Source organism: Alteromonas sp. CI.11.F.A3, assembly GCF_032925565.1.
Lineage (GTDB): Bacteria > Pseudomonadota > Gammaproteobacteria > Enterobacterales > Alteromonadaceae > Alteromonas.
Map to the genome: position 1 here is coordinate 1,729,240 of NZ_CP136708.1, position 25,447 is coordinate 1,754,686.

The window sequence follows — 25,447 nt, forward strand, 5'->3', positions numbered from 1 at the left end:
CGGGTTTAAGTGGTATGCTTATGCTGCTTTTGATGGTGAATTTTTCACTTTCAATGGGGTAACGTTATCTGCGTTGTTCATGGTCTCAAGGGAGTAAATCAGGGATAGGTTTCCATTTTCGTCTTCACCCAACGCAGTACAGTTTTCCATCCAATCACCGTCGTTAATGTAGTGGATGCCATTTTCCATTGTGCTTTCAGGGTGATGAATATGACCACAAATTACGCCATCAAGCCCCATTTCTGCGGCACGAGAACAACAAGCCTCTCGGTAGCGAGCAATTGCTTCATTTGCGCCTTTGATGTGCTTTTTAATGTAACCTGCAAGTGACCAGTACTCACGTTTACGCCAACTACGAAAACGATTGAACTCGCGATTTAAAAACAGCAGTAGGTCGTAACCTTTATCACCAATCCACGCATGGAATTTACCCATGGTGACATCGCCATCAAATTGATCGCCATGTAACACGAGGTAGCGTTTGCCTTGGGCAGTGGTATGCACAAGTTGACGTTCAATTTCGATATCACCAAATGCCATGCCTGAATATGACTGAATGGGTTCGTCATGATTACCTGGGAGATAAACAACGCGAGTGCCATCTTGGCTCATCGCCATTAGCTTATGCATAACTTGATTGTGCGCTTGCGGCCAACGAAATTGTTTTGTCATTTGCCACATATCGACAATGTCGCCAACCAAATATAGGGTATCGACAGTAACGCTGTTTAAAAATGAAAGTAGGTATTCAGCTTTGCAATCACGATTGCCAAGATGAATGTCAGAAAGCCAAAGTGTGCGGTAATGTGTTTTTTTCATAGCAAGGTCCCAAAGCGATTGCCTTGGAACGCCACTATATGGAGGTTAATTGACAAAATAGTGACGCTTGTTTGACGATAGTGTTACAGCTAGCTTTTCTACAGACTCTGGTTCTTATAGAAGCTCATCGGCTAATGCCAGTAACTTCTCTCGCATCCATTTATTCACTAAATCCTCATCAGCTTGCTTGTGCCAATACATGTGAATGGGCATAAGTGGTACATCAAAGGGCAGTGTGGTAACGGCAACTGGCAGGCTGCTAGTAATCTGCAGTGCATAACGACTTGGTACGGTAAGTAATAAATCTGATTTACTGACTACGCTTGCCGCAGCGAAGTAATGTTCGCACTGTAGCGCAAATTGTCGCGTGGCGTTTTGTTTCGCAAGCGCTAAGTCTACCGTATCTAATCGAGAGTCTTTCAAGGTAACCAGAACGTGGGATGCTGCTACATAATTGGCTAGTGTTTTATCTTTTAAAATGGGGTGTTCTTTCGAACAGATAAGCACGAAATGCTCGTCGCATACCAGTGTTGACCGAATATCAGGGCCTGTAGGCACCAACGCATCGATAACAATATCCAGTTCTTTATTGGCAAGGGCGGTTTCAAGTTCAGGGCGGGTAACCCGCCTGCTAGTTACGGTAATATTTGCTGCATTTTGCAAAAGCTCGGGAATAAGTGTGGGTAGAAAGGTCGACTCAAGAATGTCTCTTAACCCTAACCTTATTTCTCTTTTATAGCGGCTGATATCAAAGTCGATAGGATCTGACAGCGTAGACTCTAAGTGAGAGAGAGCTTCTTTTACCGGTTGAATGATAGATTGGCACAACGGGGTTGGCACCATTCGCCGGCTATGGCGCACGAATAGCTCATCATCAAATTTTTCTCGTAAACGTGACATTGCATGACTCACGGCCGGTTGCGTTAAATGCAATGCTTTGGCAGCCGCAGTAATACTCTCTTCTTCATACACAGCTTTAAGTACAAAAAACAAATTAAGGTCTATTTTTCCATGCATCATATTTATGAAATTCCATAAAAAAGTATCATTTTTATTTATTTTTATCGAGGTTACACTGGCTTGAATGTTAATGGAAGGATGTATTTGTGAGTGAAACGTTAAGATCCACCTCGAGTGATTCATTAAAAGAGCAAGCGCAGAAGATGACATTGGGAAGTGATAAATTTGCTATCCCTATGCCGCCATCGTTTGATAACAAAAGTGCACAACAAGCGTATGAAAAACAGCGTCTAGCCTCGGCATTTCGCGCGTTCGCTATACATGGATTTGATGAAGGCCTTGCGGGGCATATTACTTTGCGGGATTGTATCGACCCTGAAACATTTTGGGTTAACCCATTGGCCGTGCATTTTTCTAAAATTAAAGCATCGGACTTAGTTAGGGTAGATCACCACGGCAACATTGTGGAAGGTAAAGCCGTTATTAACTTGGCCGCATTTGCTATTCATTCTCGCATTCATGCAGCTAGAGACGATATTAACGCTGTTGCCCATGCACATACCACTTATGGGCGAGCGTTTGCGTCTTTAGGGGAAAAACTGCTACCTATTTCACAAGATGCTTGTGTGTTTTTTGAAAATCATGGGTTATTTAATACCTTCACTGGCGTAGTGGCCGAACGTGAAGAAGGCGACTTAATTGCTCAAGCATTAGGTGAGGGTATTGGTGTGATACTACAGAATCATGGTTTATTAACCGTAGGGTCTTCGGTAGACGCTGCTACTGCTAACTTTATTATGATGGATAGTTGTTGTCATAGTCAGTTACTTGCGCAAGCGGCTGGCGAACCCAAACTAATTGATCATGACACGGCAGTAAAGACGCGCAAAGCAAATGGCAACGAGTTAGTCACGTGGGGCAACTATCAGCCGCTATACCAAGTGATTGAGTCACAAGATATGAGCTTTAAGGATTAACCTAGCGTTTTTAAAACTAGGTAGACAAAACTAGGTAGACAAAACTAGGTAGACAAAACTAGGTAGAACGAGCTGACGGATGAAGCTCGTTTCATTTATGCAATACTAATTCAGCGTTACTCTGAGCATTAGGTCAAGGACGATACGTGTTTATCACCATTAAAAACTTACAATAACAAAGGGCATATATGCAGGCCTCGATTTTTACCGAAATACTTCTTCCACTGGCTTTGGCTTTCGTGATGTTTGGTATGGGTCTTACGTTAACGGTAGCCGATTTCACCCGTTTACTTAAAGCGCCTAAAGCCATCGTAGTGGGGCTGGTGGGGCAAACCGTATTGCTACCCTTATTGGCGTTTGGCTTGTGCATGGCATTTTCCCTTCATCCAGCAATGGCCATAGGTATTATGATTTTATCAGCGTGTCCTGGTGGCACGATGAGTAACTTAATAAGTCATATTGGGCGAGCGAACCTGGCGTTATCTGTAAGCTTAACAGCGCTATCTACCTTTATTTGCGTATTCTCAACGCCTTTTATAATCCACTATTCCATGGACTATTTCGCTGGTGAGAACGCACCTTCATTTTCCATTGTTACTACCGTCGTCGGCTTGGTTTGCGTGTCTATCGTGCCTGTCATCATTGGTATGGCAATACGACACTTCAAACCCACCTTTTCTATTAAGGTAGAGGGATTTTTTAGAACGTTTTCATTGTGGTTCATGATTGCCATGATCATTGGCATATTAATTAGTGAGCGGGCGAACTTAATGGCGTCATTAGAAGAGGCCTTGCTAGTGTGTTTAGCCCTGAATATTTCAGCAGTGGTATTGGGCCTTATTTTAGCGTTTGCCTTTAAGTTGTCGAAAATTGACGGTATTACACTGGCTATTGAAGTGGGCGTCCAAAACGCAGCGCTGGCCATGTTAATTTGTATTACCTTCTTAAATTCTCCTGAATTTGCCGTGGCGGCTGGGGTTTACGGGTTAACCATGTATGCAGGCCCTGGGCTTTTAGCTGTATGGTCGAAGCGCCTGAAAAATGCCACTAAAAGCGCTGATGAAGATGAAGGTAAGGACAAACCACTTGCTACTCAAAAAGCCTAGACTGAGCGCTAACAATAAGAGCAAAACACATGAGTACAAAAACAAACGATAAAGAAAAACGTATCCTCATTACCGGTGGCGCCACGGGACTAGGGCAAGGCATAGCACTTGCGTTAAGTAACGAGCACAGTAAAAGCGGCGAACAATTGAAAATTTGTATCGCTGACATCCATGAGGAGCGAGGGCTAGAAACGCTTGCCCTACTAACAAAAAATAGTACAGAGGCTTTCTATCAACCCTGTGACATTACCCAAGATAATGATGTCGCCAATTTGGTTAGCGCTATAGAAGCACGATGGGGCGGTGTTGATATCGTGTTCAACAACGCAGGTGTCGCGTCTGGCGGTAGTTTAAGTGATGAAAGTATTGCCCAGTGGAAATGGATTTTCGATATTAACCTGCTAGGCATGGTGCGTGTCAGCAAGGCTATATTGCCATTATTCAAAGCGCAGGGGGCGGGCTATTTTGTGAATATAGCGTCGCAAGCAGGGCTAACGCCTATTCCCTACATGAACAGTTACAACGCAGTAAAGGCGGCGGTAGTCTCACTGTCTGAAACCATGAAGTTAGAGCTTGCTCCCGATAATATCGATGTGAGTGTGGTGTGCCCTAGTTTCTTCAAAACCAACCTTGATGAGTCGATGCGAAGCGATAACCCCGCCATGCATAAAATGATGGCGCGATTTTTTAAAAAAGCAGATATGACCAAAGAAGAGGTGGCGCAAAGTATTTGTGATCAGGTTACCCAAAAGCGGTTTTTAATCCTTACCCACAAACTAGGTAAGCGGGCATTTTTGATGAAAAAACTACTACCCACTCAAACCTATATTAATAATATGCTAAAACAAACCAAAGCGATGAAACGTGCAATGGAAAGACGGTAACCCATGACGAATACAGTATTAGATAAAGCAGTATCAGTAAGAGAAGGCGAAGAACTAGACGTTAATGTCGTCGATGGGTGGCTGAAAAACCATATTCAAAACCTTATCGGCACACCTAGGGTGACACAATATTCAGGCGGTGCGTCTAACTGGACCTACTGTCTTGAATACGAAAATACGTCGCTAATATTACGCCGTGCACCCGCGGGCACTAAAGCGAAAGGTGCCCATGATATGGGGCGTGAATATCGTCTTCAAGCCGCGCTGAAGCCGGTTTATAGTTATGTGCCTGACATGCTCGCGTATTGCGATGATGAAACCGTGATTGGCACAGAATTCTATATCATGGAAAAGCTGTCTGGCGTTATTCCCCGTAAGAATCTTCCTCGCGATTTAAAGACCTCTCCAGAACAGACGCATCAGCTATGCAAAAATGTACTCGATAGCTTAATAGAGCTGCACAAGGTTGACTATAAGGCGGCAGGTTTAGACACCATTGGCAAAGGTAGCGGTTATATAGAGCGCCAAATTACAGGCTGGAGTGAGCGTTACACAAAAGCAAAAACCTGGAATGTCCCCTCTGGCAAAGGCGTTATGCGCTGGCTTAAAGCTAATATGCCAAGTGAAGAGCGTATTTGCATTACTCACAACGATTTTAGATTCGACAATGTGGTGTTAGATCCTAACGACTACACCAACATTTTAGGTGTGCTTGATTGGGAGTTGGCCACCCTTGGCGATCCCTTGATGGACTTGGGCAATACGTTGGCCTATTGGGTTAATGCTGACGATGATTTTCTCGCCCAATCTACACGTAGGCAGCCCACTCATCTAAAAGGCATGATGACACGAGATCAAGTGGTGGCTTATTACTGCAAGCAAATGGATGTTAACGTTGATGATTTCACTTTCTATGAAGTGTATGGCTTGTTTCGTTTAGCGGGTATTGCACAGCAAATCTACTACCGCTATCACCATGGGCAAACCAATAACCCAGCGTTTAAAAACTTTTGGATATTTATTCATTATTTAATGTGGCGTTGTAAAAAGGCCATTCGTCAATCAGGAAAAAGAAAATGACAACAAGACAAAATATTCTGATCACGGGCGCAAGCTCAGGCCTTGGAAAAGGAATGGCAACAGAGTTCGCAAAGCAAGGCAGAAATTTAGCACTGTGCGCAAGGCGATTAGATCGCTTAGAAGAATTAAGAAGTGAGCTACTAGCGGTAAACCCTAACATAAAGGTGCTAATTAAGTCGCTTGACGTGAACGACCATAACGCGGTTTTTGAAGTGTTTGACGCGTTCAAACAAGAGATGGGGCAACTTGATAGAGTTATTGTTAATGCAGGTATGGGCAAAGGCGCTTCTATAGGTACGGGGTTCTTTAATGCAAACAAGCAAACCGCCGAAACTAATTTTATTGCGGCACTTGCGCAAGCCGAGGCAGCGATGACAATTTTCAGGGCCCAAAATTCTGGCCACCTAGTCACTATATCATCAATCAGTGCTGTAAGAGGGTTCAGGCGCGCTCTAACCGTGTATGCGGCCACTAAAGCGGGGCTTACGTCAATGACAGAGGGGATTCGCTTGGATGTGATGAATACGCCAATTAAGGTGAGCTGTGTTCATCCAGGATTTATTCGTACTGAAATTAATGAAACGGTAGAAAAAGTGCCGTTTATTGTCGATGCCGAAACCGGCTGCAAGGCGCTGGTAAAAGCGATTAATAAGGAAAAGGCTGTGTCTTATGTGCCAAGTTGGCCGTGGGCATTATTGCATTGGGTACTAAGTGTTGCGCCTGCTAGCACTATTCGCAAAATGAGTTAGTGCCAAAGCTCTGATAAAAGCCTCTGACAAACGCATCGAACAAAAGCGCTGTATAAAATGCGCCGAACAAAAGATACAAGCAGAAGAGGCTCAAAAAAGATATCAAAAAAAAGACACAAAAAAAGCGCCAATAGGCGCTTTTTTACTAACTGTAAAATTTAAGCTAAAGCTTTAATTTGTGCAGCTAGGCGGCTCTTGTGACGAGCAGCTTTATTCTTGTGAATCAAACCTTTAGTAGCCATTCTGTCAAGAATCGGAGTTGCAGCAGCAAATGCAGTTTGTGCACCTTCTTTATCACCACTAGCGATAGCAGCTACTACTTTCTTCAAGCTTGTACGAGTCATGGAGCGACGGCTAGCGTTATGCTGGCGACGCTTTTCGGCTTGGATTGCACGTTTCTTAGCAGACTTGATGTTAGCCAAGGTGTAACTCCCAAATAAATTCATGTCAAAAACGAGGGTGCGGATTTTGCCTATCATCCAGCCAAAAGTCAAACGATTTAACCCAATAAGTAGAAAGTTAATTTCTACCTTAATTAAGGTGTAGATCGAATGTTTTGGTTTTTCGCCCTGTTCTTAGTAAAAGAGCTAATAAAGCGCTTAACAGAAAGTACAGAACAAAAAAGCGATGCACAGCACGAAACCATACCCACAACGGGCGCGGATTATAGCAAAAAAATTTCATGAGATGCACTTATATTTTGAATAATACGTTTCGCCCTTTACGGGGTTTCGTTATGATTGAGCGCTTAACTGAATGAAATGTATTTATTGGAATCGTCTTAGTGTCACGGAAGTTATTAAAATCAGGCCTTATTGTCAGTGTAATGACATTGATATCCCGCGTGTTAGGGCTAGTGCGAGATGTGGTAGTCGCAAGGCTAATGGGGGATGGCGCCGCCGCCGACGTGTTTTTCTTTGCAAATAAAATTCCTAACTTCCTGCGCCGCTTATTTGCCGAAGGTGCATTCGCGCAAGCATTTATTCCGGTATTAACCGAAGTACACCAAAATCACGAGAAAGCAGAACTTAAAGCGTTTGTTGCTAAAATTTCCGGTACGCTCGGGGCCATTGTATTTATTGTTTCCCTTATTGGCGTAATAGCATCACCGGTTTTGGCCGCGTTATTTGGCACAGGCTGGTTCATTGCGTGGGTGCAGGGCGATGAAGCGGGCGATAAATTTTTACTCGCCTCTACCATGTTAAAAATCACCTTTCCGTATCTTGCCTTTGTATCATTAACTGGGTTGGCTGGGGCTATATTAAATACCCTGAATAAATTTGCAGTCGCAGCGTTTACGCCTGTACTACTTAACGTATGTATTATTGCTTGTGCAGTATTTTTAGCCCCTGATATGGAACAGCCCGCCTTTGCATTGGCGTGGGGCGTCTTTTTAGGCGGCATAGTACAACTTGGCTTTCAATTGCCGTTTTTGTATCGGGCAGGTCTACTAGTTAAGCCTAAATGGGGCTGGCGAGACGAAAATGTTGTTAAGGTGCGTACCTTAATGATCCCAGCTTTATTCGGCGTATCCGTGGGGCAAATCAACTTATTATTCGATACCTTCATTGCCAGCTTCCTTATGACGGGCTCTATTAGCTGGCTTTACTACTCTGACCGCTTACTGGAATTTCCGTTAGGTCTGTTTGGTATCGCCATCGCCACCGTAATATTGCCCGCGCTGTCGCGTAATCATGTGAGTAAAGATCCGAAAGCCTTTTCTGCCAATATAGATTGGGCATTTCGCATGGTGTGTTTACTGGGCATTCCAGCCGCCGTAGGGTTAGCTACGATGGCGCGCCCAATCTTAACGGTGATATTCCAGCGGGGCGCTTTTACGGCGGAAACTGCCACTATGGCGTCTTATTCACTAACCGCGTATGCATTTGGTTTACTCAGCTTTATGTTAGTGAAAGTGCTGGCGCCCGGGTTTTACTCGCGGCAAGACACCAAAACCCCGGTTAGATTTGGTATTTGGTGCATGGTGGCAAACATGGTGTTTAATTTGTTAGCCATTCCCTTTGGCTATATTGGCCTAGCCATTGCCACTAGCATGTCGGCCACGCTGAATGCCGCACTGCTGTATATTACCCTGCACAAGCAAGGTGTTTTTGTACTTAGCCGTACATCGGTGATGTTTATACTTCGCGTACTTATTGCCAGTACGGTAATGGGGGCGGTGATTTTTTATCGTGATAAGGGCGTGGCGTTTTTCGACCTTGAATGGACAGTGCAAGTGGTGGATGTTGCTATTACTATCACCTTATCTGCCGCAGCTTTCTTCTCATGCATGATTTTATTGGGTGCAAGACGTCGTCATTTCAAAAGTGGGGGCGGCTAATATTGGTATTCCGTGCAGGGTCGTTTATAATCGCGAGCTTTGAATTTTCAGTAGTAACTAAAGGCAGTGGCTAATAGTGGAATTTATCCGCGGGCTTAACAATGTAAAACCGCAGCACAGCGGGTGTGTACTTACCATCGGGAAATTTGATGGTGTGCACTTGGGACATCAGGCAGTACTGGGTAATGTGCTTCAAAAAGCCAATGCACTTGGGTTGCCGGCTACGGTGATGGTGTTTGAACCTCAACCTGAGGAAGTCTTTACGCCTGATAAAGCGCCTGCACGCATCAGTCCATTGCGTGAAAAGTACGAATTGCTGAAACAGCAGGGCGTCGATCGTTTATTGGCAGTGCGTTTCAACAGAGCTTTTGCTAGTCAAAGTGCCGATACCTTCGTGCATGATTTGCTGGTGGATAAGTTAGGCGTTAAATTTCTTGTGGTAGGCGATGACTTTCGCTTTGGACAAGGTCGTCAGGGCGACTTTGCTATGCTGCAAGCCGCTGGGCAAAAGTACGGCTTTGAAGTGGTTAGCACACAAAGCTTTATGATGCATGCACATCGCATTAGCTCTACTGCAGTACGCGAAGCCCTCGCGGATTCTGATTTTACGCTTGCCGAAGAAATGTTAGGTAGGCCTTTTGCTGTGTATGGCCGAGTGGTACATGGTGAGAAGAAAGGGCGGACCATAGGGTTTCCTACCGCGAATGTCATGCTGAAACGTTGCAGGGCGCCTATTCACGGTGTATTTGCAGTGCACGTTGCCGTAGATGGAAAAAAATTCAATGGCGTAGCTAACATTGGTACTCGCCCCACGTTAAATGGTGTGCGAAACCAGTTAGAAGTACATATCTTCGATATGTCAGCCGACCTGTACGGGAAACCAATGACCGTGTTTCCTGTTGCAAAAATACGAGATGAACAGAAATTTGACTCGTTTGAGATACTAAAAGCACAAATTCAGGCCGATGCCGCTAAGGCGCGCCTGTTATTAGAATAGTGAAACGTGATAAAGTCACTACGCTTAACATAGCGTCGACCAATGCAAGCCTATACAGCGCCTAACGAGGCGTTGGGTATTATTAAAGGTAACCGGATAATACAATTATATGAGTGATTATAAAGCCACATTAAACCTACCTGAAACCGCCTTTCCAATGCGCGGTAACCTTGCTCAGCGTGAGCCTAAAATGCTGAAAGACTGGCAAGAAAAAGGGGTATACACAAAGATTAGAGAAGCGAAGAAAGGTAAGAAGCCTTTCATTCTTCATGATGGCCCTCCGTACGCAAACGGCGATATTCATATTGGTCACGCAGTAAATAAAATTCTGAAAGACATTATTGTTAAGTCTAAAACCTTGTCAGATTTCGACTCCCCTTATGTGCCGGGTTGGGACTGTCACGGTTTGCCTATAGAACTAATGGTAGAAAAGAAAGTGGGTAAGCCTGGCAAAAAAGTGACGGCTGCTGAGTTTCGCCAAAAGTGCCGTGAATACGCACAACGTCAAATTGACGGCCAAATGGCTGACTTCAAACGCCTTGGCGTGTTTGGTACGTGGGATAATCCTTATAAAACCATGGATTTTCGCTCAGAAGCCGACATTATTCGCGCACTGGGTAAAGTGGTTAAATCAGGCCATTTAGAAAAAGGCTTTAAGCCTGTTCACTGGTGTACTGACTGTGGTTCTGCGTTGGCAGAAGCAGAAGTAGAATACCAAGACAAAATTTCACCTGCTATCGATGTGAAATTCCCTGTTGCTGATGTAGACGCTATCGCGGCTGCGTTTGGTGTAACGAGTGAAGACTTAACGGCGCATAAAACGGGCGTGGTTATCTGGACAACTACCCCCTGGACATTGCCTGCAAACCGCGCCATCAGCTTGCACCCAGAATTAACCTACGCGATTGTTGAAATTACGTCGACCAGCGAATGGTTAGTAGTCGCACAAGACTTACTTGAAAGCTGCATGACGCGCTACGGTATTGAAGAATATCGTGAAGTGGCGACCTGTGTAGGTTCAAGCCTAGAGCGATTATTGGTTAATCATCCGTTCTTAGATTTAAAAGTACCGCTTATTTTAGGCGAGCACGTTACCACTGAATCAGGTACTGGTTGTGTTCATACCGCGCCTGCTCACGGTGTTGACGATTTCAATGTAGGTAAACAATACGACATTGAAGTGTACAACCCAGTAGGTAATAACGGTGTGTATTTAGAAAACACCCCTTTGTTTGCTGGCCAGTTCGTATTTAAAGCCAACGATACCATTGTTGAAACGGTAAAAGAGCACGGTAACCTAGTACTTAACGTGAAATACGAGCATAGCTACCCGCATTGCTGGCGCCATAAAACGCCTATTATTTTCCGTGCTACGCCGCAGTGGTTCATCAGCATGGACAAAAAGGGCCTACGTGCTGAGTCAATCGAACAAATTAAGCAAACTAAGTGGATCCCAGAGTGGGGCGAAAACCGCATCCAGAAAATGGTAGAAGGCCGCCCAGATTGGTGTATTTCTCGCCAACGTACATGGGGTGTGCCAATTCCATTATACGTGCACAAACTTACCGGTGAACTTCACCCTGAGTCGGTTGCACTTATGGAAAAAGTGGCCGCTGAAGTTGAAACCAAAGGCATTCAAGCTTGGTGGGATATCGACGATGCTGCACTATTAGGTAGCGAAGCCGATAACTACGATAAAGTGACCGATACCCTAGACGTATGGTTCGACTCAGGTGTAACGCATTACTTTGTGGTTGATCAACGTGAAGACATTCCAGCTAGCGCCGATTTGTACCTTGAAGGGTCAGACCAACACCGTGGTTGGTTTATGTCATCACTTATGACATCCACTGCTATGCATGGCCATGCGCCTTACAAAGAAGTATTAACCCACGGCTTTACCGTTGATGCCCACGGCAGAAAGATGTCGAAGTCGGTTGGTAACGTGGTTGCGCCGCAAGAAGTAACGAACAAACTAGGCGCAGACATTCTTCGTCTATGGGTTGCTTCTACCGATTACCGCGGTGAAATTGCGGTATCTGATGAAATTCTAAAACGTGCTGCTGATGCATATCGTCGCCTACGTAATACTTCACGTTTCTTATTGGCAAACCTTAATGGCTTTGTGCCAGAAGATGCTTTGCCAGAAGGAGAGATGGTGGCACTCGACCGCTGGATTGTAGCCCGTGCTAAAGGGCTACAGGAAGAACTTGTTGAAGCGTTTGAAAAGTATGACTTGCTAGTAGTAACGCAAAAGCTAATGCACTTCTGCTCAATCGAGTTGGGTTCTTTCTACCTAGACGTGATTAAAGACAGACAGTACACGGCGAAATCAGACGGCAATGCACGTCGTTCTTGCCAAACTGCGCTTTACCATATTATGGAAGCGTTAGTTCGCTGGATGGCACCAATCACAAGCTTTACAGCGCAAGAGATTTGGGAAGCTTTACCGGGCGAGCGTAGTGAATTTGTGTTTTCCGAAACCTGGTACGAAGGCTTTAACAGCTTCACCCAAAGCGACGTATTTAACGATGAACTTTGGCATCAGGTATTAAACGTGAAAGACGCAGCTAACCAAGCCATGGAGCAAGCTCGTAAAGACGGTCAGCTAGGTGGCTCGTTAGAAGCGAAGATTGACTTGTATGCTACAGAGTCTTTGTTTAACACCTTGGCATCACTTGAAGATGAATTGCGCTTTGTATTGATTACATCGGCAGTGAACCTGACAAAAGTAGACAGCGCACCAGACAATGCTGCGGCTACCGATGTTGAAGGCCTATGGTTAAGCGTAAACAAAGCAAGCGGCGACAAATGTGTTCGCTGTTGGCACCATCGTGAAGATGTTGGCACCCACGAAGGGCACGAAGAACTATGTGGTCGTTGTGTAACTAACATTGATGGCGAAGGGGAAACGCGTCAGTATGCTTAATACTACGGCGGATACCAAGCCTAAGTTATTCAGTGAAACCGGTTTACGGTTTCTTTGGATAACCCTAATTGCATTCGTGTTAGATCAGGTTACCAAGTACGCGGTATTAGGCGGTATGTCACTTTATCAATCGATAGAGGTATTACCGTTTTTCAATTTAACGTACGTACATAATTATGGCGCGGCATTTAGCTTTCTTGATAGTGCCGGTGGCTGGCAGCGATGGTTTTTTACTGCCATCGCTACTGTTGTCAGTGTGGTTATTTTATGGTGGTTGAAACAATCGCCTAAAAACCAAACTCTGTTGCCTGTTGCCTTTTCTTTTATATTAGGTGGCGCGCTAGGTAACGTTTACGATCGTTTAGTGCATGGGTACGTTATCGATTTTCTCGATTTTCATGTAAACAACATGCATTGGCCTGCCTTCAATATTGCCGATAGCGCTATATTTATTGGTGCAGCCCTTTTAATTATTGATATGTTCAAGAACGGTGAGAAGCATAAAAGCGCCGATTCAGCCAACACATCAAAGCAGTAACCGGAGCCACAATGACCGACAACCTTATTATTGGTTCTGACAGCGAAGTTATTCTTCACTTTGATTTAAAACTTGAAGATGGATCAGCCGCTGACAGCACCCGAGTAAACAATAAGCCTGCGAAAATGGTAATGGGTGACGGTAGTCTTACCCCTAACTTTGAAGCTTGCTTGTTAGGGCTTCAAAAAGGTGAAAAGAAATCATTTACGTTAGCCGCGAACGATGCCTTTGGTGAGCCTAACCCAAACAATATCCATTACATGGATAGAAGTCGCTTTGGTGCTGATTTAGAAATTCAAGAAGGTGCTATTCTTGCGTTTTCTCAGCCAGATGGCTCAGAAATACCCGGTATTATCAGAAGTGTAGCGGGCGACTCCATCACGGTTGACTTTAACCACCCATTAGCTGGGCAAACGGTTATTTTCGATGTCGAAATAGTTGATGTGAAAGCCGCACCTACACCAGAAGGTGACCAGTAATTATGCAAATTCATCTCGCTAACCCTCGTGGCTTTTGTGCCGGAGTAGACAGAGCCATCACTATTGTAGAAAGAGCGCTTGAAATATTTGAGCCGCCTATCTATGTTCGCCATGAAGTCGTTCACAATAAATTTGTGGTAGATGGGCTACGTGAGCGTGGCGCTATTTTTGTAGATGAATTGCATGAAGTACCCGATAACTGCATTGTTATTTTTTCTGCCCATGGGGTTTCTCAAGCAGTAAGAAAAGAAGCTGAAAATCGTGGTTTAAAGGTATTTGATGCTACTTGTCCGTTAGTGACTAAAGTACATATGGAAGTGACGCGAGCAAGTAAAACAGGCACTGAATGTATTTTGATTGGCCATGCAGGGCACCCAGAAGTAGAAGGTACGATGGGGCAATACAGTAATAATGAGGGTGGAATTTACCTTGTTGAGTCTGAGGCTGATGTGGCGACGCTTGAAGTGAAGGACGCCAAAAACCTTTATTACTGTAGCCAAACGACGTTATCAGTTGATGACACCGCAGATGTAATTGATGCATTACGTGAACGTTTCCCTGATATTCAAGGGCCTCGTAAAGACGATATTTGCTATGCCACACAGAATCGTCAAGACGCCGTGCGGGATTTGTCTCAAGACTGCCAAGTATTATTGGTAGTGGGTGCGCAAAATAGCTCAAATTCAAATCGTTTACGTGAACTAGCTGAAAAGATTGGTGCAAAAGCGCACTTAATTGCCGATGCGAATTGCATTCAGGAAAGCTGGCTTGAAGGCGTTGAGCACATAGGTGTGACTGCAGGCGCTTCAGCACCTGAGGTGCTAGTGCAAGGCGTGGTTGATAAGCTTAAAGCATGGGGGGCGGTTTCTGCCTCTGAACGTGCAGGCCGAGAAGAAAATGTGGAATTCGCGGTTCCCAAAGAGCTTAGAGTTAAACAAGTAAGCTAACGCCGTTTAGGTATAAAAATTGGGTTGGATTTTAAAGCACTGCATTGATATGCGGTGCTTTTTTTTACGCTGTCGTCTAATGGTAATACAATCTTATACGTTTTATGATTGCTTATACCTTGAGCAAGAAATTTTTAGCATAGAATGCTAAACATAAGGTTGTGTCTAAATTTTAGCGTGAATGCCACCGTGCAATGCAGGGAATATGAATCAAACGATAAACACTAGTGGGTTAGGTAACCAACAAGGCGTTGGCCTTATAGAGGTGCTTGTCACTATGTTCATTCTTGCCATTGGTTTACTCGGTGTAGCCGCACTTCAATTCACCGGTTCGTTTGCCAACAAAGATGCCATTAGCCGTACGCAAAGCGAATTTGTTGCCGCTCAGGTTGCTGAACGTTTACGTGCTGCTGCACGCGTGGCAACGGTAGGGGATGGCATTGTGGTCAACAACCAATATTTTAGTGCTAGTAATTACAATTTCAACGGGCTTAGTTGTTCAGGTTCTACTCACCCATACAAATGTTTTTGTTTGAGTCGCCCTACTGGGGTGCCTAATTGCGAAACGGCCACCTGCAACGAACAGGATATGGCGAAATACGATGGCTGGGCACTTTCATGCGCAGCAGTGCAAACTAACCCTCAGACCACCTTATCGTTAACCTGTGCAGATAATAACGTCGCGGATGTTTACAGTTGCAGTGCGGGCTCACGATTGCAAGTTATTCTAGCGTGGCCGGTAGCATCAGCAGGTAATCAATCATATACCTTAAATACGCGTTGTAATCCGAATGAATCAGACAGTAATGCCTGCGTGATAAAGGATTTAACCTTGTGAAGCGTGCGCAGGGGTTTTCTCTTGTAGAGTTAATGATTTCCTTAGCGTTAGGGTTGGTAATATCTGGCGCTATCATTCAGGTATTGGTGAGCAGTAGTGTAACGAATAAGCTTAATCAAGCGGTGGCACAGGTTCAGGAGTCTGGACGTTTTATAACAAGTCGGCTCAGTAATGAATTTTACGAAATTGGTCGCTACGACACTATTGTTGCTTCTATCGATGATTCAGTTGATACAGTGGCTGAGGCTGGATTTATTGAAAATAGGCCGATTGGATTGGCCGGAGACTTTTCCTCAAATACCACGCTCGGGAGCACGCAAGCATCGAGTGGCGCAAGTGATGAGTTAGTGGTGAGTTTACTTGCGCTTGCAGATTGTACGGGCAGTAAACATGGTTATGCCGCCGATGATGAATTTCATGTGGTAAACCGATACTACGTTAGCGGCAATGAATTTAGATGCACAGGCTACGACGGTCGAGTATTACGGGGACTTAAAACACAATCGGTTTCACCGAATACTGTGACCTTGCTAGACAATGTCAGTAACTTCCAACTTCAATATGGCGTCAGCGATGTTGCTGAGAATTCCAATGGGCAAGCGATAACCTATGTGACGGCAGATAGGTTGGCAGTGCTACGAGCACAGAATCAACAGGTGGTTGCGCTGCGTTGGGCTATCTTACTTAAAAGCTATCAAAACCAAGTGCAGCAAACCTCAGCCCCTACATTTGCCTTACTCAACGAGAATCAAGTCACGCTAGACTCGAGCCATTATTATCAGGTTTTTACTAAAACCGTGTCACTTCGAAATATGAAAAACTTTGTTAGGAGCATTCAATGAAACAGCGTGGATTGGTAATGGTGTTTGCATTGTTAGTGCTGCTCTCACTCACTATTTTAGGCGTAAGCGCGGTAACCAGCAGTTTGTCCCAGTCTAAAATGGCCATGTCGATGCAGCAGAGTGGGTTAGCATTCGACGCGGCAGAAGCGGCTATTGCGGGGGTGTTTTTTGAGTCAGAGGATGAGTCACTATTGCAAGATGACACTAAAGTAGATCCTCTTTCTGCGGCACGACAGCTTGATCCCTACGATCCAGAAACAGAAGCAATGAGCTGCTTCGATCAAAATGAATGGACTGATAGGTACATGACCGAAAGTGGTCTTTCATGGGGCAGTGAACACACAACAAATGGTACTTATCAAACCATGGCCAGTACCAAGAGCTGGTCTCGTACTGCGTTTGTAAGAGAGCAAGCGTGTCGTGGCTCAAGCAACGTGATTGGCGGTAGTAACGTAAATTGCCACGTGTTTATTATTAGAGGCTGCGGCAAAGTAGGTAGTAAATCTACGGTGGTTGCGAACTCCCTAGCGGCATCAGTGTTTGGCCCTGCATCACAATAAAAAGAGTAATAATTATGAAACGCGTAAGTAGTTTTTTTGTCTCGGTAGTGATGTTTTCTTGCATTGGCTTTTCCGCTGTCGGTGATGATTTGGATATCTACTTAGGCACGGCCTCAGAGTCGGCAACGTATAATCCAAATGTACTTTTTATCATGGACACCTCCGGCAGTATGACGGGCAAAGATGGTACCGGCCAATCCCGTATTCTAAGAGTACAAAATGCCCTTAAAGAGGCGTTAACCTCAGCCACTAATATAGATGCAGGCCTTATGCGTTTCTCAGACTATGGCGGCCCTATACTTTTCCCAGTAAGCGGAATTGATGACGCCATTCAACCGGAACTCATCACATCAATAGGCGCAAGTAGTCACGACGCATCAGAAATCAACGGGACGGTAAATACTACGGCTAATGACCTAGTATTGAGTTTAGGCACAAATGTAGTCACATCAGGAATGCGTTTTACTGAGATGAATATTCCTCAGGGGGCCACGATAGTGAGTGCGCACCTTCGTTTTACGTCAGAAAAATTTAATATAGCAGGCACCACACTCACCATAAGCGGCGAGGCGTCAGCCACTAGCACGGAATTTTCCACGGCATATAATAACCTTTCTTCAAGAACGAAAACCGCGTCAGAAGTTGAATGGATAAGTAATAATGACTTTCCATCTGCTGATGAGATCATTGCCACGCCCGATATCTCATCGGTTATTCAAGAAATTGTAGATTTGCCACAGTGGTGTGGGGGGGACGACCTCAATATTCTCATAGAAGGCACAAGTTCAGATGCTGCTAGCAGCCGTGAAGCCCGTGCATTTGATTCTGGACAAACCGGGTCGCCGCAATTAGTAGTGTCTTATGATGATGCAACCGCTACAGGTTGTATCAGTGGTGAAAGTGTTTACCAGGTTAGCCGTTCTAACGACAACATAGAAGAAAACAACAACGGGTATGAGAATACAGGATCAGAGCTTACTTTCTCAGGCAGCTACAACAGTTATATCGGGGTTCGATTTCAAAATGTAAACATCCCTCAAGGCGCTGAAATTTCCGAAGCTTATATAGAACTTACCGCGTATAGCAGCTACAACACTAATAACTCGAGCATGTTAATCCGCGGTGTTGCAGATAATGATGCTGACGACTTCTCCTCAGGCAATCGTTATTTGCTTAGAAATATTGGCAAAACGTCGGGTGTAACCTGGAACATGGGCTCGTTCTCATCGGGTAACGATTACGCTTCACCGGATATATCTGGTGTAGTTAAAGAGATTGTAGATAGATCGGGCTGGCAATCCGGTAATGCGATGGCGTTTGTATTTAGTGACTTTACTGGTTATCGAGGTGCGTATACCTACAGTGGCTCCCAGTCATCTGCAGCTAAATTAGTGGTTAAGTTCAATGGTTCAGCTTCGCCTGGGCAGACATCGACAGTAAGAGAACACCTAGTTAGTAAAGTGGATGAGCTTACTGCCAGTGGTTATACACCCATCGTAGATACCCTTTACGAAGCTGTAAACTATTACGGCGGCAGAGATGTTGATTACGGTCTAACCCGTGGTAATTATAATGTTTCAAACACGGTGAGGAAGAATACGCGAGTCAGTCATAGAAGTTCTTATTTGGGCGCAGATGCGGTTCAACCCAATGGGTGTTCCGATGACAACCTATCTGATAGCGACTGTATTAATGAATATATCCCTAGCGGGGCAACCTATATATCACCGGTAAGTGATTTACAGTGCCAGACCAACAACCACATTGTTTTACTTTCAGATGGTGAAGCAAACAATAACCACAGTGTATCCCTCATCGAATCATTACTAGGTGAAAGCTGTACCGGTAGTGGCGGCGAAAAGTGTGGTTTAAATCTGGTTAAAAATGTCAGTGACTCCGATACGTCGGTTATTGGACGTCGCGTGATCACCCATACGATAGGATTTGCGGCGAATAGTACTGCCAACAACTTCTTAAACCAGCTGGCGGTGCAAAGTGGTGGTGGGTTCTATCAAGCCGATGACAGCACTGAACTGCTTGAGGCATTCAACACTATTCTACGCTCTGTAAAAGATGTTAATTCAACCTTTGTATCACCCGGTGTAGCGGTGAATCAACTTAATCGCTTGACTCATAACGACGAACTCTACTTTGCGTTGTTTAAGCCCAGTGAAGGTGCTATCTGGCCAGGCAACCTTAAACGTTACCGATTAGATGGTGAGAATATTTTAGATCAAAACGCATTGGTTGCTGTCGATGGTGATACGGGGTTCTTTAAGGATACCTCTCATAGCTACTGGTCGACCCTTGCAGATGGTAGTGATGTTCGAGAGGGCGGTACCGCGAGTAAAATGACCTCTAACCGTAATTTGTATGTTTTCGATGGTGCTGGAAATATTGTTCAATCTAGTAACGAACTGCATGAAGACAACAGTGATATTACGACAGCATTATTAGGTGTAGATGATGAGCTTGATGCAGAAGAGCTTCGCGAAGTGTTGCTTAAATGGGCACGGGGCGTAGATGTCAAAGATAATGATGGCGATGGTGATACTACTGACTATAGGCTTCAAATGGGCGACCCCATTCATTCACAGCCTGTAGTGGTCAATTACGGTAGTACAGATTCAGCCATACTGGTTGCCACAAACCAAGGTATGCTGCATTCGTTTGATGCAGAAACCGGCGAAGAAAACTTCGGCATTATGCCTAAAGCGTTGCTGCCTAACTTGCACCACTTTTATGAAGATATCTCTACGTTTAATCACGTTTATGGCTTAGACGGCGAGATGGTGTTACGCACAGTAGGCACATCAACTTACTTGTATTTAGGGATGCGTCGAGGTGGCCGGAACTATTATGTGTTTGATATAACTCAGAAGACCTCGCCAACCATTAAGTTTGTGATTGAAGGTGGCACCACGGGTCTCGAGAAATTAGCCCAAACATGGTCGCGCCCCACTATTACAAAAGTGCGCTACGGCACCCAAGAGAAAAATGTCATGATCATCGGCGGCGGTTACGATGACTCGCAAGATGATAAATCAGTAAGAAGTGCTGATGCTGTTGGAAATGCGGTATATATGTTCGATGCCGACACTGGAAGCTTACTTTGGCACGCCAGTAATGCTGATGCAGATTTGAATCTAGTTGATATGAACTACAGTATACCAGGTCGTATATCTGTTATTGACAGAGACAACGATGGCTTTGCTGATCATATGTATGTAGGTGACATGGGGGGGCAGCTGTTCCGTATGGACATTTATAATGGCGAGTCGGGCAGCAACTTTGTAAAAGGCGCTAGGTTGGCAGATTTTGCTGGAGACACCGCTGAAACTAACCGCCGTTTTTACTATGGTCCTGATGTATCGGAAGTCGCGCTGGGTGACGAGTTATATTATGCCGTGGCAATGGGCAGTGGATGGCGAGCATCACCGCTTGATGTCACAGTTGAAGACAATTTTTATATGCTAAAAGACGAGGGGGTATTTAATCGCGATGCGAGTGGTCAATTTACCTTCATGAGTACGGTATCTGAGTCAGATTTATATAATGCTACCGAACATTTGCTCACCAGTAGCGATGAAGGCGAGCAAGGTGTAGCAGCATCAAGCTTTGCGAATAAAGCGGGGTGGTATATAGAGCTGACTACCGATGGCGAAAAAGTATTAGCGTCACCTTTAATAGTAGATTACAAAATATTCTTTACTACATATGTGCCTGCGGTAAGTAGCACCAGTTTGTGTGCGCCGCCGTCTGGTAATAGCCGCGCTTATCTCGTTAATTTATTCAATGCTAATGCCGTATCAGACCTTAATAATAATGGCGAACTCGATAGTTCTGACAGATCAGTAGAGTTACAGCAAACAGGGATAGCACCAGAGACTAAAATTCTTATTGAAGATATAACCAGCCCCGTGGTGTGCCTTGGTACCGAGTGTGCATCTACTGTTATCAGTGTCGACGATGATGGCAACGAAGAGGATTGCGGTTCAGCGTTTGAGTGCTTAGCGCAAAATATTTACGGCAAGTTTGAGCGAATACAACGAGGCAGTTGGCATTCCGAAACTGAGCGAGAGGATACATCTCAGTGATTAGTAGTAACAAAAAAAACAAAGGCTTCTCCCTTATTGAATTAATGATAGTGGTGGCCATTGTTGGCATTCTTGCCAGTATTGCTTACCCGTCATATCAGTCTTTTATGACAGATGGATATAGAGGCTCGGCGCAAGCAGACATGCTGGCATTTGCTGCTGCAATGGAACGTCATCATAGTGGCTCTTTTAGTTACCAAGGTGCGGGCGCAGGTGGCGGAAATACGGGGGCACCAACCATATTTGCTACTTACTCTCCCTCAACCGAAGCGGCGGCGAATAAACGCTACAACCTCACCATAGTGTCTGCCGATGCAACCAGTTACCAATTAAAAGCAACGCCAGTAAGCGGTACTGCGCAGGCTGCTGATGGCGCGCTGTTTTATTTTAGTGATGGCCGCAAAGGCTGGGACGTAAACAATAATGGTTCGCTGGCGGCAGGCGAGTATTGCTGGTCTTGTTAGCAAGCTAAGGCGTTGCGGGTGAAAGAGGCATTGACGGCACTAGCGGCCCCATGCTCATCACATCTTGCCAATGGGATTGATACGGCGGTGCCACTACAACCGTCAATGTTAAGTTAATAGCTTGGCTTTCAGTTTTTACTTTTTCGATAAGTTCTTGCGCGTCATCAGGCGCCTCTTCTGCATTTATTTCTTCAGTTGTCGTTTCATTCCCTTCACTAAGCGTATTTTCGGTATGGGTTTTATCGGTAATTACAGCTTCATCTGTATAGTTTAACTTGGGTAAAGGTTCTACAACTTCGACTAAGGTCACGGCTTTTAACCCGCTTGTGGTAGACGAGGAGGTAATGGTGGTATATGCATCCTGATTCGTATTCACATTTATTAGTAAATTAGTTTGGTCGGTTTCAAGCTGATGCTGTGCTTGCTGCACCTTGTTTAGTTGCTGCCATTGTCCATATATTTGCTGATAAAGCTTAAGGCCTGCGGTAAAGGTGAGTGCAAAGAGTCCTGATGCAATCATTACCTCTATGAGCGAAAACCCTTGGGTCTTTTTAATTAAAGTCATGCCAACTCCCGGGGATAGGTTGCATCTTTTGCAAACCGCTAGATTGTTGAAGGGCGCGTAATACGCTTAGATTGAAATCGATGTGCCCATGGAAAACCCTAGTGACGTCTTCATTGCTTACCATCGCGCCTACAAGCTTGGCCGAAGAGGCGATAGTGGCGACAGGGGAGGCAGTGGCGATAGGGATGGCTGAAGAGGTAGCAGAGGCCGAAGAACCCGCAGGCGCACTGGTTTCGCTTAATATCACCACTAACCCGTAAATTTGGGCATGGACATCAAGGGTGAAATCTCCCTTTTCTACTACAAGTAAAACAGGGTGACTCGCTGACCCTATGGTTTCACTGCCCGAAATATGGCAGGAACCACGCACCCAAAACACAAGGTGGTGGGTAAGGCCTTCGCAGTTATCTGTTATGCGAGGTTCTGGAAAATGCATTGGCGTAAAATCACTGTGGTGACGTTCAAATAGATGAGGAAGTATATTGTTAGTCGCACCTGTGGCTACGCCGGTGGCAGGAAGACGAACTATAGCGGGGTGGCGTAAAAAATCTTGTCTAATGAACAGTGACGTTACACGGTGAGTCATGGCCACTGAAAACAAGGTTAAATGTTGTGAATCACTTCCTACATAGTGGGTTGCTGACACAGATGCGCGGGTGAATAAACTCGCGGTTTGCTGCCAATCTTCGCTAGTACGCAGCTGTTCGGTTAACTGGGTTACGTCGTTGTGCAATACATTCATCACTTCGTTATAAGCAATGCTGCGCTTACTGGCTTGAAACTCGCTTGTAAGGAGTGAGCTGGTTGCCCAAAGTGCCAGTGTTATTAAGCTCAGCAGTATACCCACTATGCTCAATAATACGGCGCCTTTTATGCGAATCGACCCTTTACCACCCATAGTAGCTAGTGAGGGTGTAGCTAATGAGACTGTAGCTAGTGAGGGTGTAGCGGGTGAACATAATGAAAAATAATCAGTGCTACATCGCATTGGCAACTCGTATATGCAGATGTTGCGCGGCGGTAAGCTGTGCAGACGCTTTGCTTTGCACAGCCAGCTTAATCTTGTAAACAGGGGCATGGTTTACCTCACCGTGCAAAGAAATAGTGAATTGGGTGACGTGTAATTCTGATGTGTCGGTTAGATCATGCCATCCACCTTGCTCGCAACTTTTACTGGCTACACGGTACTCAAGGGCTTTGTTGCGCAATCGAAAGCCTAACAATTCGGCGGGGTTTTCTTGGCTAATATCGCCATCAGTATTTTTATCATAAGAAAATAAGACACAGGAATTCTCAACTTCTAGCGGATGATGGCTGATATTAATAGCGGGCGGTAGTAATGCGCTGTTGGCAAAAATTTCTTCAAAAGGGCGAGCTACGTATCCTGCCCGCTGTAGTTGTAAAGAAAGCGAGTGACTAATAAGTCGTAACTCACTTTGCAGTGCTAATTGTTGTTGAAAATAACCGAGTTCTTTTGAAATAGTAGCCGCCCCCATGGTAGAAAAAAGCACCAATGTTGTACTAATTGCCATGGTTATAGTGAGCTCTACCAGGCTAATGCCAGATAACCTTAACATAGAGGAATCCCCTCTAATGCGGTGGACGTGCAATACCGTACCCGGCCAAGATTATTAATGATAACTTTACCGGTATATCGAGCGTTAGTTATGCTTACTGTCATTGCGCTGCCGAAGCTCATTCCATGCGTTCCATCGAATGTCAGTAACGATTTTTTATTGGCAGGACTCGCAATGACGGCATGATAGTTTTGCATAACAAGCCGCTTCTGCTGGCTAAAAACGTGGCAACTGCTTGCTGCACTGCAATCGCAGTCACTCGCTGACGTTATACTGATGCAATGATTCGCTGAAGCGTCGACAACCAAAGTAACTGGCTTTCGCTCAGAGATAGAAAGCGTACGGGCGTACTTTGCGATGTCTGCGGTATGCTTTAATGCACTTTTTATAGCGTTTGCTTGTCGCCATTCAACAAAAGAGGGCACGGCTAAAGCACTAATAATGACCACAATGCAAAGCACCACTAGTATCTCTAACAATGAAAATCCATCTACTTTGTTTAAAACCATGCCTTAGTCCGGTTATTTGTCGTTTGTTTGCTGTTAGGTTTACAGCATAACGAATCAACAACTAGAGGGCTGCTGTACCATGGAAGGGAAAATCAATTTAATCAAAATGTGGGGTATTACATTAATCGAGCTTTTGGTCGCTGTTGCGATTGTGGGTATTGTTTCTATGTTTGCCATTCCTAGCTACTCATCAACCATCGCGCTTGCGAATAAGCATGAAACCATTAGCTATTTACTTTCTTTGCAAATAAAGCAAGAAAGGTACTGGTTGAGTGAAGGTAAATACTCGGGACTTAGTGGGTTGCCAGCACCCAATATAGACGGCGTTACACTGACATACAGCGAATCTAAGGATGGAAATTATAGCATTGTAGCGTCTCTAGGCTTTTTGGATAAATCTAATCCTTGTCGGTTGCTGACCATCACCCCTCACGAGAATTTACCTCATGGGTGTTGGGGAAGGTAGCCTGTCTTTGATATGAGGTATCATTATTTTGCCGCTAAAGAACACCGCAGCAAGGCATTAGGGGCAAGTAAGGGCAGTGCCAGATAAATCTTCATTAACGCCATCATCGTCACTGTCGATGGCTACAGATATTCTACCGAAAAGTGATAATAAGAGGGCAGAAGCATACGAGGCATCTTTGCTGCTAGGGCAAATGGTAATGGTTGCACTAGTGCTAATACTGCCTTGTTCAGAAAAAGAAATAGCTCCCGAAATGCCACTGATTGTATTACCTGAATTTAGCGGATCGCTGCTGGCAATAAGGGCTTCACTACTGTCTCTGCTTCCATTTGTATTCTCATCAATAAAGACCATCTTGGCGTTGGCCCAGTCGCTTACACACGTATCGTAATTCGTAGTAGGGCAAAGTATTACGTCAAACTGTTCATTAACGGCACTAAACCTAGCTTGCTGTGCTATCGCGCTTAACGTATTGATGTCGCCGGTTACTCTATTTTTGACTAAAATACTATTAATAGATGGGGCAACAACCCCTACTAAGATTGCCAAAATGGCTACCGTAATTAGCATCTCTAAAAGAGTCAGGCCGAACTGAAGACGCATAGCGCTAGAAGACTTTGTTTTCACTGATATTTATTTACTAAGTTAGTTTAATACTGATAATAACGTTAGCCTCTAAATTTACAACAATAGATACAAACGCGCGGGAACATCCAAGGTAAA

At 44.8% G+C, this 25,447-nt stretch carries 26 protein-coding genes; 18 read left to right on the forward strand and 8 right to left on the reverse strand.

All coding sequences use genetic code 11. From position 1 onward, the window contains the following. Positions 1-18 precede the first annotated feature (18 nt). Together R1T43_RS07330 and R1T43_RS07335 are read right to left on the reverse strand one after the other, a co-directional pair. Positions 19-819 carry a UDP-2,3-diacylglucosamine diphosphatase gene (locus R1T43_RS07330; RefSeq protein WP_211070579.1) on the reverse strand — a complete coding sequence of 267 codons (801 nt, stop codon included), beginning with the start codon at positions 817-819 and terminating at the stop codon, positions 19-21. A 114-nt stretch (positions 820-933) separates the two neighbouring features. Beyond that, entirely contained in the window at positions 934-1,839 is a 906-nt protein-coding gene (locus tag R1T43_RS07335) for a LysR family transcriptional regulator (RefSeq protein WP_317354491.1), read from the reverse strand. A 143-nt stretch (positions 1,840-1,982) separates the two neighbouring features. Between R1T43_RS07335 and R1T43_RS07340 the strand changes: the two genes are divergently transcribed. From R1T43_RS07340 to R1T43_RS07360, 5 genes are all read left to right on the forward strand, one after another. After that, complete coding sequence (locus R1T43_RS07340; protein WP_317355729.1) at positions 1,983-2,756, forward strand: class II aldolase/adducin family protein; 774 nt, start codon at positions 1,983-1,985, stop codon at positions 2,754-2,756. Positions 2,757-2,944: 188 nt separating this feature from the next. Next, on the forward strand, positions 2,945-3,862 hold the full coding sequence (locus R1T43_RS07345) for a bile acid:sodium symporter family protein (protein WP_317354494.1): 918 nt from the start codon (positions 2,945-2,947) through the stop codon (positions 3,860-3,862). Positions 3,863-3,891: 29 nt separating this feature from the next. Then, positions 3,892-4,746: an SDR family oxidoreductase gene (locus tag R1T43_RS07350; RefSeq protein WP_317354497.1), complete on the forward strand. Its 855-nt coding sequence runs from the start codon at positions 3,892-3,894 to the stop codon at positions 4,744-4,746. A 3-nt stretch (positions 4,747-4,749) separates the two neighbouring features. After that, positions 4,750-5,826: a phosphotransferase family protein gene (locus R1T43_RS07355; RefSeq protein ID WP_317354500.1), complete on the forward strand. Its 1,077-nt coding sequence runs from the start codon at positions 4,750-4,752 to the stop codon at positions 5,824-5,826. After that, complete coding sequence (locus tag R1T43_RS07360; protein ID WP_317354503.1) at positions 5,823-6,575, forward strand: SDR family oxidoreductase; 753 nt, start codon at positions 5,823-5,825, stop codon at positions 6,573-6,575. Before R1T43_RS07355 ends, R1T43_RS07360 begins: the two co-directional genes overlap by 4 nt. 158 nt (positions 6,576-6,733) lie before the next feature. On the opposite strand, the gene rpsT is transcribed toward R1T43_RS07360, so the two are convergent. Then, on the reverse strand, positions 6,734-6,997 hold the full coding sequence (rpsT, locus tag R1T43_RS07365; RefSeq protein ID WP_013783316.1) for a 30S ribosomal protein S20: 264 nt from the start codon (positions 6,995-6,997) through the stop codon (positions 6,734-6,736). 129 nt (positions 6,998-7,126) lie between these two features. Here rpsT and R1T43_RS07370 point away from each other — a divergent pair, with 129 nt between their 5' ends. The 12 genes from R1T43_RS07370 (at position 7,127) to R1T43_RS07425 (ending at position 21,607) form a co-directional block, all read left to right on the forward strand. Continuing rightward, the gene (locus R1T43_RS07370) at positions 7,127-7,261 is read left to right on the forward strand and encodes a hypothetical protein (protein ID WP_282100424.1); all 135 of its coding nucleotides are present in this window, start codon (positions 7,127-7,129) and stop codon (positions 7,259-7,261) included. Between the two features lie 98 nt (positions 7,262-7,359). After that, entirely contained in the window at positions 7,360-8,916 is a 1,557-nt protein-coding gene (murJ, locus tag R1T43_RS07375) for a murein biosynthesis integral membrane protein MurJ (protein WP_317354506.1), read from the forward strand. A gap of 76 nt (positions 8,917-8,992) precedes the next feature. After that, complete coding sequence (gene ribF, locus R1T43_RS07380) at positions 8,993-9,913, forward strand: bifunctional riboflavin kinase/FAD synthetase (protein ID WP_317354508.1); 921 nt, start codon at positions 8,993-8,995, stop codon at positions 9,911-9,913. A gap of 109 nt (positions 9,914-10,022) precedes the next feature. Then, positions 10,023-12,842 (forward strand): isoleucine--tRNA ligase, encoded by a 2,820-nt coding sequence (gene ileS / locus R1T43_RS07385; protein ID WP_317354511.1) that lies wholly within the window; start codon positions 10,023-10,025, stop codon positions 12,840-12,842. Further along, on the forward strand, positions 12,835-13,380 hold the full coding sequence (gene lspA, locus R1T43_RS07390) for a signal peptidase II (protein WP_211070588.1): 546 nt from the start codon (positions 12,835-12,837) through the stop codon (positions 13,378-13,380). The genes ileS and lspA overlap by 8 nt, the downstream gene beginning before the upstream one ends. An 11-nt stretch (positions 13,381-13,391) precedes the next feature. After that, the gene (fkpB, locus tag R1T43_RS07395) at positions 13,392-13,859 is read left to right on the forward strand and encodes an FKBP-type peptidyl-prolyl cis-trans isomerase (RefSeq protein ID WP_057790651.1); all 468 of its coding nucleotides are present in this window, start codon (positions 13,392-13,394) and stop codon (positions 13,857-13,859) included. Between the two features lie 2 nt (positions 13,860-13,861). After that, on the forward strand, positions 13,862-14,806 hold the full coding sequence (gene ispH / locus R1T43_RS07400) for a 4-hydroxy-3-methylbut-2-enyl diphosphate reductase (protein WP_317354518.1): 945 nt from the start codon (positions 13,862-13,864) through the stop codon (positions 14,804-14,806). A gap of 205 nt (positions 14,807-15,011) precedes the next feature. After that, the gene (locus R1T43_RS07405) at positions 15,012-15,644 is read left to right on the forward strand and encodes a prepilin-type N-terminal cleavage/methylation domain-containing protein (protein WP_211070591.1); all 633 of its coding nucleotides are present in this window, start codon (positions 15,012-15,014) and stop codon (positions 15,642-15,644) included. Between the two features lie 32 nt (positions 15,645-15,676). Beyond that, on the forward strand, positions 15,677-16,486 hold the full coding sequence (locus R1T43_RS07410; RefSeq protein ID WP_247670706.1) for a PilW family protein: 810 nt from the start codon (positions 15,677-15,679) through the stop codon (positions 16,484-16,486). Further along, a complete protein-coding gene (locus tag R1T43_RS07415) occupies positions 16,483-17,046 on the forward strand; it encodes a PilX N-terminal domain-containing pilus assembly protein (RefSeq protein WP_211070593.1) in 564 nt (187 codons plus the stop codon). The genes R1T43_RS07410 and R1T43_RS07415 overlap by 4 nt, the downstream gene beginning before the upstream one ends. A gap of 14 nt (positions 17,047-17,060) precedes the next feature. Next, on the forward strand, positions 17,061-21,143 hold the full coding sequence (locus R1T43_RS07420) for a PilC/PilY family type IV pilus protein (RefSeq protein ID WP_317354524.1): 4,083 nt from the start codon (positions 17,061-17,063) through the stop codon (positions 21,141-21,143). A 44-nt stretch (positions 21,144-21,187) separates the two neighbouring features. Then, on the forward strand, positions 21,188-21,607 hold the full coding sequence (locus tag R1T43_RS07425) for a type IV pilin protein (protein ID WP_057796026.1): 420 nt from the start codon (positions 21,188-21,190) through the stop codon (positions 21,605-21,607). Positions 21,608-21,611: 4 nt separating this feature from the next. Here R1T43_RS07425 and R1T43_RS07430 read toward each other — a convergent pair whose 3' ends face one another. From R1T43_RS07430 to R1T43_RS07445, 4 genes are read right to left on the reverse strand one after another with little or no spacing between them, the layout of a single operon-like run. After that, positions 21,612-22,172, reverse strand: a complete 561-nt coding sequence (locus R1T43_RS07430) for a type II secretion system protein J (RefSeq protein ID WP_317354526.1) — start codon at positions 22,170-22,172, stop codon at positions 21,612-21,614. After that, the gene (locus tag R1T43_RS07435; RefSeq protein WP_317354529.1) at positions 22,159-23,160 is read right to left on the reverse strand and encodes a hypothetical protein; all 1,002 of its coding nucleotides are present in this window, start codon (positions 23,158-23,160) and stop codon (positions 22,159-22,161) included. The genes R1T43_RS07430 and R1T43_RS07435 overlap by 14 nt, the downstream gene beginning before the upstream one ends. Beyond that, entirely contained in the window at positions 23,150-23,749 is a 600-nt protein-coding gene (locus tag R1T43_RS07440; RefSeq protein ID WP_317354532.1) for a hypothetical protein, read from the reverse strand. The genes R1T43_RS07435 and R1T43_RS07440 overlap by 11 nt, the downstream gene beginning before the upstream one ends. Continuing rightward, positions 23,743-24,258: a prepilin-type N-terminal cleavage/methylation domain-containing protein gene (locus R1T43_RS07445; protein ID WP_317354534.1), complete on the reverse strand. Its 516-nt coding sequence runs from the start codon at positions 24,256-24,258 to the stop codon at positions 23,743-23,745. Before R1T43_RS07445 ends, R1T43_RS07440 begins: the two co-directional genes overlap by 7 nt. Before the next feature lie 79 nt (positions 24,259-24,337). Here R1T43_RS07445 and R1T43_RS07450 point away from each other — a divergent pair, with 79 nt between their 5' ends. Then, positions 24,338-24,724 (forward strand): type IV pilin protein, encoded by a 387-nt coding sequence (locus R1T43_RS07450; RefSeq protein ID WP_211070600.1) that lies wholly within the window; start codon positions 24,338-24,340, stop codon positions 24,722-24,724. Positions 24,725-24,781: 57 nt separating this feature from the next. On the opposite strand, the gene R1T43_RS07455 is transcribed toward R1T43_RS07450, so the two are convergent. Further along, positions 24,782-25,351, reverse strand: coding sequence for a GspH/FimT family pseudopilin (locus tag R1T43_RS07455; RefSeq protein ID WP_211070601.1), 570 nt, complete (start codon positions 25,349-25,351; stop codon positions 24,782-24,784). Positions 25,352-25,447 lie beyond the last annotated feature (96 nt).

Coding starts and splice junctions, on each gene's coding strand:
- R1T43_RS07330 (WP_211070579.1), bottom strand. CDS start 819: ATGAAAAAAACACATTACCGCACACTTTGGCTTTCTGACATTCATCTT.
- R1T43_RS07335 (WP_317354491.1), bottom strand. CDS start 1,839: ATGATGCATGGAAAAATAGACCTTAATTTGTTTTTTGTACTTAAAGCT.
- R1T43_RS07340 (WP_317355729.1), top strand. CDS start 1,983: ATGACATTGGGAAGTGATAAATTTGCTATCCCTATGCCGCCATCGTTT.
- R1T43_RS07345 (WP_317354494.1), top strand. CDS start 2,945: ATGCAGGCCTCGATTTTTACCGAAATACTTCTTCCACTGGCTTTGGCT.
- R1T43_RS07350 (WP_317354497.1), top strand. CDS start 3,892: ATGAGTACAAAAACAAACGATAAAGAAAAACGTATCCTCATTACCGGT.
- R1T43_RS07355 (WP_317354500.1), top strand. CDS start 4,750: ATGACGAATACAGTATTAGATAAAGCAGTATCAGTAAGAGAAGGCGAA.
- R1T43_RS07360 (WP_317354503.1), top strand. CDS start 5,823: ATGACAACAAGACAAAATATTCTGATCACGGGCGCAAGCTCAGGCCTT.
- R1T43_RS07370 (WP_282100424.1), top strand. CDS start 7,127: ATGTTTTGGTTTTTCGCCCTGTTCTTAGTAAAAGAGCTAATAAAGCGC.
- ileS (WP_317354511.1), top strand. CDS start 10,023: ATGAGTGATTATAAAGCCACATTAAACCTACCTGAAACCGCCTTTCCA.
- lspA (WP_211070588.1), top strand. CDS start 12,835: ATGCTTAATACTACGGCGGATACCAAGCCTAAGTTATTCAGTGAAACC.
- fkpB (WP_057790651.1), top strand. CDS start 13,392: ATGACCGACAACCTTATTATTGGTTCTGACAGCGAAGTTATTCTTCAC.
- ispH (WP_317354518.1), top strand. CDS start 13,862: ATGCAAATTCATCTCGCTAACCCTCGTGGCTTTTGTGCCGGAGTAGAC.
- R1T43_RS07405 (WP_211070591.1), top strand. CDS start 15,012: ATGAATCAAACGATAAACACTAGTGGGTTAGGTAACCAACAAGGCGTT.
- R1T43_RS07410 (WP_247670706.1), top strand. CDS start 15,677: ATGATTTCCTTAGCGTTAGGGTTGGTAATATCTGGCGCTATCATTCAG.
- R1T43_RS07415 (WP_211070593.1), top strand. CDS start 16,483: ATGAAACAGCGTGGATTGGTAATGGTGTTTGCATTGTTAGTGCTGCTC.
- R1T43_RS07420 (WP_317354524.1), top strand. CDS start 17,061: ATGAAACGCGTAAGTAGTTTTTTTGTCTCGGTAGTGATGTTTTCTTGC.
- R1T43_RS07425 (WP_057796026.1), top strand. CDS start 21,188: ATGATAGTGGTGGCCATTGTTGGCATTCTTGCCAGTATTGCTTACCCG.
- R1T43_RS07430 (WP_317354526.1), bottom strand. CDS start 22,172: ATGACTTTAATTAAAAAGACCCAAGGGTTTTCGCTCATAGAGGTAATG.
- R1T43_RS07435 (WP_317354529.1), bottom strand. CDS start 23,160: ATGCGATGTAGCACTGATTATTTTTCATTATGTTCACCCGCTACACCC.
- R1T43_RS07440 (WP_317354532.1), bottom strand. CDS start 23,749: ATGTTAAGGTTATCTGGCATTAGCCTGGTAGAGCTCACTATAACCATG.
- R1T43_RS07445 (WP_317354534.1), bottom strand. CDS start 24,258: ATGGTTTTAAACAAAGTAGATGGATTTTCATTGTTAGAGATACTAGTG.
- R1T43_RS07450 (WP_211070600.1), top strand. CDS start 24,338: ATGGAAGGGAAAATCAATTTAATCAAAATGTGGGGTATTACATTAATC.